The sequence below is a fragment of the Citrobacter sp. NCU1 genome, from assembly GCF_010231475.1.
Classification (GTDB): domain Bacteria; phylum Pseudomonadota; class Gammaproteobacteria; order Enterobacterales; family Enterobacteriaceae; genus Citrobacter_D.
The window spans coordinates 1-6,067 of the sequence record NZ_NRDO01000106.1 but is presented as its reverse complement, the minus strand read 5'-3'; the positions used below and the strand labels follow the sequence as shown (position 1 = coordinate 6,067).

The 6,067-nt window shown below is 51.1% G+C and carries 4 protein-coding genes and 1 pseudogene; 2 read left to right on the top strand and 3 right to left on the bottom strand.

Features of this window, described 5'->3' with window-relative positions; genetic code table 11:
* Window positions 1-439: 439 nt before the first annotated feature.
* The 3 genes from clpB to rluD all read right to left on the bottom strand — a co-directional run bounded on the left by clpB (window position 440) and on the right by rluD (window position 4,851).
* Window positions 440-3,013, bottom strand: coding sequence for an ATP-dependent chaperone ClpB (gene clpB, locus CJP72_RS24350; RefSeq protein WP_162383819.1), 2,574 nt, complete (start codon window positions 3,011-3,013; stop codon window positions 440-442).
* Between the two features lie 129 nt (window positions 3,014-3,142).
* The gene (yfiH, locus tag CJP72_RS24345) at window positions 3,143-3,874 is read right to left on the bottom strand and encodes a purine nucleoside phosphorylase YfiH (RefSeq protein WP_162383818.1); all 732 of its coding nucleotides are present in this window, start codon (window positions 3,872-3,874) and stop codon (window positions 3,143-3,145) included.
* On the bottom strand, window positions 3,871-4,851 hold the full coding sequence (gene rluD / locus CJP72_RS24340; protein WP_162383817.1) for a 23S rRNA pseudouridine(1911/1915/1917) synthase RluD: 981 nt from the start codon (window positions 4,849-4,851) through the stop codon (window positions 3,871-3,873). The genes yfiH and rluD overlap by 4 nt, the downstream gene beginning before the upstream one ends.
* A gap of 131 nt (window positions 4,852-4,982) precedes the next feature.
* Here rluD and bamD point away from each other — a divergent pair, with 131 nt between their 5' ends.
* Window positions 4,983-5,720, top strand: a complete 738-nt coding sequence (bamD, locus tag CJP72_RS24335; protein ID WP_162383816.1) for an outer membrane protein assembly factor BamD — start codon at window positions 4,983-4,985, stop codon at window positions 5,718-5,720.
* Between the two features lie 281 nt (window positions 5,721-6,001).
* Window positions 6,002-6,067 (top strand): annotated as a pseudogene (locus tag CJP72_RS25720) (hypothetical protein); the annotation flags it as partial.

Genomic DNA, 6,067 nt, shown 5'->3' with positions numbered 1-6,067 from the left:
ATGAAATTAAACTTCGTAATGAATTACGTGTTCACTCATAAGACTTGGTATTCATTTTTCGTCTTGCGACGTTAAGAATCCATGTCACTTTGAGTGCCCACACAGATTGTCTGATAAATTGTTAAAGAGCAGTGCCGCTTCGCTTTTCTCAGCGGCGCGGGGTGTGCATAGTACGCCATCCCGCTACAGAGTCAAGCATTTATTTTTGCTTTCTCTGCCGGTGTTCTCAGTGGAACCCCGCTGACCCGGCGGCTTGCGTGCCGTTGTTCCGTGTCAGTGGAGGCGCATTATAGGGAGTTATTTCCGGCTGACAAGCTAAAAATACAAAAAACTTATCAGGTGATTACTTTTCCATCAAAAATCATAATAAGCACCTATATTCGCCTGGTTTTCAAACAAAAACGAGCCCCGCAGGGCCCGTTTATATCGTTTTGTGACTTTATTGCACTGCCACGATGCGATCGTCATTTACTTCCAGACGAATCGTTTTTCCCGGAATCAGCTCACCAGACAAGATTTGCTGCGCCAGCGGGTTTTCGATCTGTTGCTGGATAGCACGTTTCAGTGGACGCGCCCCGTAGACTGGATCGTAACCGTTCGCGCTCAGCAGTTTAAGCGCCTCGTCAGAGATGTGGATTTCATAACCACGATCTTCCAGACGGTTGTACAGACGTTGCAGTTGGATCCGGGCAATAGATGCGATGTGTTGTTCTCCAAGCGGATGGAATACCACAACTTCATCTATACGGTTAATGAATTCCGGGCGGAAGTTATGACTGACTACTCCCAGCACCAGGTCTTTCATATGTCCGTAATCCAGTTCACCGAAACGTTCCTGGATCAGATCGGAACCGAGGTTAGAGGTCATGATGACCACCGTATTACGGAAATCGACCGTTCTCCCCTGCCCGTCCGTCAGACGACCATCGTCCAGCACCTGCAACAGTATATTGAATACGTCCGGATGCGCTTTTTCGACTTCATCCAGCAGGATCACGGAATAAGGACGACGGCGTACGGCTTCTGTCAGGTAGCCCCCTTCTTCATAACCCACATATCCCGGAGGCGCACCGACCAGACGAGACACGGAGTGTTTCTCCATAAACTCGGACATGTCGATACGCACCATTGCGTCGTCGCTATCGAACATAAAGTTGGCCAGCGCTTTACACAGTTCGGTTTTACCAACACCGGTTGGCCCAAGGAACAGGAACGAACCAATCGGGCGATTCGGATCGGACAGCCCAGCGCGGCTACGGCGAATCGCGTTCGATACCGCTTCAACCGCCTCGTTTTGACCAATCACGCGGCCATGGAGTTCTTGCTCCATACGCAGCAGTTTCTCACGCTCGCCTTCGAGCATTCTGGCAACCGGGATACCGGTCCAGCGTGCCAGCACTTCGGCAATTTCCGCATCTGTCACTTTATTACGCAACAGGCGCATGGTTTTACCTTCAGACTGAGTGGCAGCTTCAAGCTGTTTTTCCAACTCTGGAATTTTGCCGTACTGAAGCTCGGACATCCGCGCCAGATCGCCGACACGACGCGCCTGTTCAATGGCAATTTTCGCCTGTTCCAGTTCAGCTTTAATAGTTTGCGTTCCGGAGAGTGATGCTTTCTCGGCTTTCCACTCTTCTTCCAGCGCCGAATACTGGCGTTCTTTGTCGTCCAGTTCTTCGTTGAGCATATCGAGGCGTTTTTTGCTCGCCTCATCAGACTCTTTCATCAAAGCTTGCTGCTCCAGCTTTAACTGGATGATACGGCGATCGAGTCTGTCCAGCTCTTCCGGCTTGGAATCAATCTGCATACGAATGCTGGATGCAGCTTCATCGATAAGGTCGATAGCTTTATCGGGCAGCTGACGATCCGAAATATATCGATGCGACAGCGTCGCCGCCGCCACAATAGCCGGGTCGGTTATCTGCACATGGTGATGCAGCTCGTAACGTTCTTTCAGACCACGCAGAATCGCGATGGTATCTTCCACTGACGGCTCGGCAACAAACACTTTCTGGAAACGACGCTCCAGCGCAGCATCTTTTTCAATATACTGGCGATACTCATCCAGCGTCGTCGCGCCCACGCAGTGCAGTTCACCACGCGCCAGTGCTGGTTTAAGCATGTTCCCGGCGTCCATTGCGCCGTCCGCTTTCCCCGCCCCTACCATAGTGTGCAATTCATCGATAAACAGGATGACGTTGCCTTCCTGTTTTGAGAGGTCATTAAGTACACCTTTCAGACGCTCTTCAAACTCACCGCGGTATTTTGCCCCGGCCACCAGCGCCCCCATATCCAGCGCCAGTACGCGACGGCCTTTTAGGCCTTCAGGGACTTCACCATTAACGATGCGTTGTGCCAGACCTTCAACAATCGCAGTTTTACCCACCCCAGGCTCACCGATGAGTACCGGGTTGTTTTTGGTACGACGTTGCAGTACCTGAATGGTACGACGAATTTCTTCATCACGGCCAATAACCGGATCGAGCTTGCCTTGCTCAGCTCGCTCGGTCAGATCGACGGTGTATTTTTTCAAGGCCTGGCGTTGGTCTTCAGCCCCTTGATCGTTCACGCTTTCACCTCCGCGCATTTGTTCAATTGCCTGAGTGATATTGGCGGTTGTCGCCCCAGCCGATTTCAATAAGTCGGTCAGCGTACCGCGAGACTCAAGCGCAGCCAGAACAAACAGTTCCGACGAAATAAAGTTGTCCCCACGTTTTTGCGCCAGCTTGTCGCAAAGATTCAGCACACGCACCAAATCCTGCGACGGTTGCACGTCGCCGCCAGTACCTTCCACTTGCGGTAGACGGCTTAGCGCTTGATCAATCGCGGTGCGTAACTGGCCAGCATTAATGCCAGCAGACGTTAATAAAGGACGAACTGATCCCCCTTCCTGATTCAGCAAGGCGCTCATTAAATGAAGAGGTTCGATGAATTGGTTGTCGCGCCCAAGTGCGAGTGACTGGGCATCGGCAAGCGCAAGCTGGAATTTATTAGTAAGACGATCCAGACGCATAACTCCTCCCATAACAGGTCAAAATTGCTACTGGAGATTAAATGAGGTCATCCCTCAATTATTCAAGGTGAATGACCTGAATTATGTGAAAAGAAAACGGCGCGTTCCGGATCGTCTTGATTCTCTAGGTTATATCAGCCAAATAAAACTTGCCATCCGACCAGTAGTCTTGTCGCGGCGATAAGAGAAGAATGTCTCACTTTCACTAAATGTACAGCGGTCGCCACCATAAATGTAGGTGATCCCAACGTTCGTCAGACGTTGACGTGCAAGCTGATAAATATCAGCCAGATATTTTTCTCCGCGTGGCAAAAAGGCAGCCTGTGCCTTCGCATCTTTCGCCATAAACGCGTCACGAACCTCAGGCCCTACCTCAAAAGCCGCAGGGCCGATGGCTGGGCCTAACCAGGCCATAATGTTTGCCGGTTTATCAGCAAAACAGGCAACGGTTTCTTCGAGTACGCCTTCACATAATCCGCGCCACCCCGCGTGGGCTGCCGCCACTTCCGTTCCGGCGCGATTACAAAACAGTACTGGCAGGCAATCCGCAGTCATCACCGCACAAACGGTGCCCGGCGTGTCGCTGTACGACGCATCCGCCCTTTTAGAATCATAGGGCGCACCGGTCAGTTTCAGCACATCCTTACCGTGCACCTGTTCCAGCCAGACCGGTTTCGAAGGCAGATTGCCCGCAGTAAACAGACGTTTTCGGTTCTCTTCGACATGTTCCGGGTTATCGCCACAATGAGCGCCCAGATTCAGCGAATGGTAAGGAGGCAAACTGACGCCCCCAATACGTGTCGAACTACAGGCCGCAACACCTTCAGGTATGGGCCACTGCGGGACAATTAGCTTACTCATAACCAGGCAACATCATCCTTATGTTCTTCAAAATCGGCGCGCATGGCTTCAATAAGTTCGACCATATCTTGCGGAATCGGCGCATGCCACTCCATTTCGATACCGGAGATCGGGTGATACAGACGCAGCATAGTGGCATGCAGCGCCTGACGATCGAACTTACGTAACGTCGAAATGAAAGCCTCAGATGCCCCTTTAGGTGGGCGCGGACGACCGCCATAAACCTGATCGCCTACCAGCGGATGGGTAATATGCGCCATGTGCACGCGGATCTGGTGCGTACGTCCGGTTTCCAGACGCAGCCGCAGACGCGTGTGCACACGGAAGTGTTCCATAATACGGTAGTGAGTCACCGCCGGTTTGCCCATGGGATGCACTGACATATGCGTACGTTTGGTTGGGTGACGGCTGATCGGTTCTTCTACCGTTCCCCCCGCCGTCATATGACCAATTGCCACGGCTTCGTACTCACGCGTGATTTCACGCAGCTGCAATGACTCCACCAGACGCGTTTGCGCCGGGACGGTTTTTGCGACAACCATTAATCCGGTGGTGTCTTTATCCAGACGGTGCACAATACCCGCACGCGGGACATCCGCGATGGGCGGATAGTAATGCAGTAGCGCATTCAGTACCGTGCCATCAGGATTACCCGCACCGGGATGCACCACGAGGTCACGTGGTTTGTTGATGACAAGAATGTCATCATCTTCATAGACGATATCCAGCGGGATATCCTGCGCTTCAAAACGAATTTCTTCGTCAATTTCAGCATTGATGGAGACACGTTCTCCGCCCAATACTTTTTCTTTCGGTTTATCGCAAATATTCCCATTTACCAGCACGCGCTGGTCGAGGATCCATTCTTTTATGCGTGAACGCGAATAATCAGGGAACAATTCGGCCAAAGCCTGATCTAAGCGTTGACCGAGCTGATTTTCGGAGACTGTTGCGGTGAGTTCTACTCGTTGTGCCATAAACTGCTTCTTCGTTTAACGTTGGGTTTTACGGCTTTGCCGTTTAATATAGTGTGCTATTGTAGCTGGTCTTAACCGGGAGCAGGAACAGAGAATCTCCCGTATTACATTTTGAGGAAAGTCAAAACGTCATGACGCGCATGAAATATCTGGTGGCAGCAGCCACGTTGAGCCTGTTTTTGGCGGGTTGCTCTGGTTCAATGGAAGAGGTGCCCGATAATCCGCCTAATGAAATCTACGCGACTGCTCAGCAAAAGCTGCAGGACGGTAACTGGAAACAGGCAATAACGCAATTGGAAGCGTTGGATAACCGTTATCCATTTGGACCATATTCCCAGCAGGTGCAGTTGGATCTCATCTACGCCTACTACAAAAACGCCGATCTGCCATTGGCTCAGGCTGCTATCGATCGTTTTATCCGTCTTAACCCAACGCACCCAAATATTGATTATGTCATGTATATGCGCGGCCTGACTAATATGGCGCTGGATGACAGTGCCTTGCAAGGCTTCTTTGGTGTTGATCGCAGCGATCGCGACCCACAACACGCGCGAGCTGCATTCAACGATTTCTCCAAACTGGTGCGTGGCTATCCGAACAGCCAATACACAACCGATGCGACCAAGCGTCTGGTATTCCTGAAAAATCGTCTGGCGAAATACGAATACTCTGTTGCCGATTATTACACCGCGCGCGGCGCATGGGTTGCCGTCGTGAACCGCGTAGAAGGAATGATGCGCGATTACCCGGATACCCAGGCAACGCGTGATGCTCTGCCGCTGATGGAAAATGCCTATCGTCAGATGCAGATGAATGCTCAGGCTGACAAAGTAGCGAAAATTATTGCCGCTAACAGCAGCAACACCTGATTCATCTCCGAATGCAAAACGGCAGCCCAATGGCTGCCGTTTTTTTGTCTGTCAGCGCCGCAACTGAAGTGGTTTGGCGGCTACGCATCCTATCAAATATGGCCTGCTTAAAGGTATTCCTCAAGTAAAAAATCCCCTGTTCCTGCGATGCCTCACAAAAAGATATCCCTGACAAAAAGTGACAAAAAAATGTGATTTAAATCACACATTTTGACATTAGGAACGGTATGCTGGGTTCACCAAGACGGGAAAGACAAGAGGTAAAATTTATGACAATGAACATGGATGGCGATGCCGACTCCCGTTTTCGCACCTTGCGCAGCCATAAGAACCGTTTTGGCGCGGTG